Origin of the sequence: Pseudomonas sp. (assembly GCF_030696055.1) — a bacterium.
GTDB lineage: Bacteria > Pseudomonadota > Gammaproteobacteria > Pseudomonadales > Pseudomonadaceae > Aquipseudomonas.
Window position 1 is genome coordinate 1 of record NZ_JAUYNP010000097.1, and the last position, 1,510, is coordinate 1,510.

1 protein-coding gene is annotated in these 1,510 nt (G+C 65.3%); it reads right to left on the reverse strand.

The features are described from left to right. Positions 1-187 precede the first annotated feature (187 nt). Positions 188-1,456 (reverse strand): uracil-xanthine permease family protein, encoded by a 1,269-nt coding sequence (locus tag Q8Q83_RS05865; RefSeq protein WP_305621965.1) that lies wholly within the window; start codon positions 1,454-1,456, stop codon positions 188-190. Between the last annotated feature and the right edge of the window lie 54 nt (positions 1,457-1,510).

The window sequence follows — 1,510 nt, forward strand, 5'->3', positions numbered from 1 at the left end:
GCAACGCCTGACGAAGTGCGGATTTCTGTTTGGCGCTGAGTTGGCTCACATGAGCCAGCCAGTGGTGAAAGGCTTGAGTATCCATGATGGGCAGACCTCACGAGCGGATGCCTGCCATAAAGCTTAGTCCTTGCAACACAGTCTTGGGACATAGCCTTTTTTATGGCGCGTCAGTGCGCCTCTAGGGCTATGGCTTCGGTTCGTTGTCGAGCGCCTTGTTCGCCCAGCCCTGGCCACCCGGCAGCAGCAGGTTGAGTAGCAGGGCGCTGATGGCGCACAGGGAAATGCCGGACAGGGCGAACTCGTCGCCACCGATAACCATGCCGCCGATGCCGAACACCAGGGTCACCGAGACTATGATCAGGTTGCGCGCCTCGGACAGGTCGACCTGATGGCGGATCAGGGTGTTCAGGCCGACCACGGCGATGGAGCCGAACAACAGGCAGAGAATGCCGCCCATCACCGGCACCGGGATGCTCTGCAGCGCCGCGCCGAACTTGCCGATAAAGGCCAGGCTGATGGCGAATACGGCCGCCCAGGTCATGATCTTCGGGTTGAAACTCTTGGTCAGCATCACGGCGCCTGTGACTTCGGCGTAGGTGGTGTTGGGTGGGCCGCCGAACAGGCCGGCGGCCGAGGTGGCCAGGCCGTCGCCGAGCAAGGTGCGGTGCAGGCCGGGCTGGCGCACGAAGTCCTTGCCGGTGACGGTGCCGACCGCTATCACCCCGCCGATATGCTCGATGGCCGGTGCCAGGGCCACCGGCAGCATGTACAGGATGGCGCCCCAATGCAGTTCGGGGGCGACGAAATTGGGAACCGCCAGCCAGGGCGCGGCGGCGATGCCGGCGGTGTCGATCACGCCGAAGAAGGCGGCCAGCCCGCAGCCGACCACTATGCCGGCGATGATCGGCACCAGGCGCAACAGGCCGCGGCCGAGCACGGCCACCAGCAGAGTGGTGAGCAGCGCCGGCATGGAGATCAGCATGGCGGTCTGGTAGGGCACCAGCTGCGCGCTGGCGTCGCCCGTCTTGCCCATGGCCATGTTCACCGCCACCGGTGACAGGGCCAGGCCGATGGCGATGATCACCGGGCCTATCACCACCGGCGGCAGGATGCGGTCGATAAATCCCGGCCCCTTGAGCCTCACCGCCAGGCCGAGAAACATATAGACGAAGCCGGCCGCGACCACCCCGCCGAGCACCGCGGGCAGGCCGAACTCGCCCTTGGCGGCGATGATCGGCGCGATAAAGGCGAAGCTGGAGGCGAGGAACACCGGCACCTGGCGCCCGGTGGCCAGCTGGAACAGCAATGTGCCGATGCCGGCGGTGAACAGCGCCACGTTAGGGTCCATGCCGGTGATCAGCGGCATCAGCACCAGGGCGCCGAAGGCGACGAAGAGCATCTGCGCGCCGGACAGCACCTGGCGCCACAGTGGGTCGTTGAATTCATCCTGCATTTGGGTCTGTTCCCGTTTCATTAGTGAGTCGCGTTGCCGCGAGAAATGGCCCCC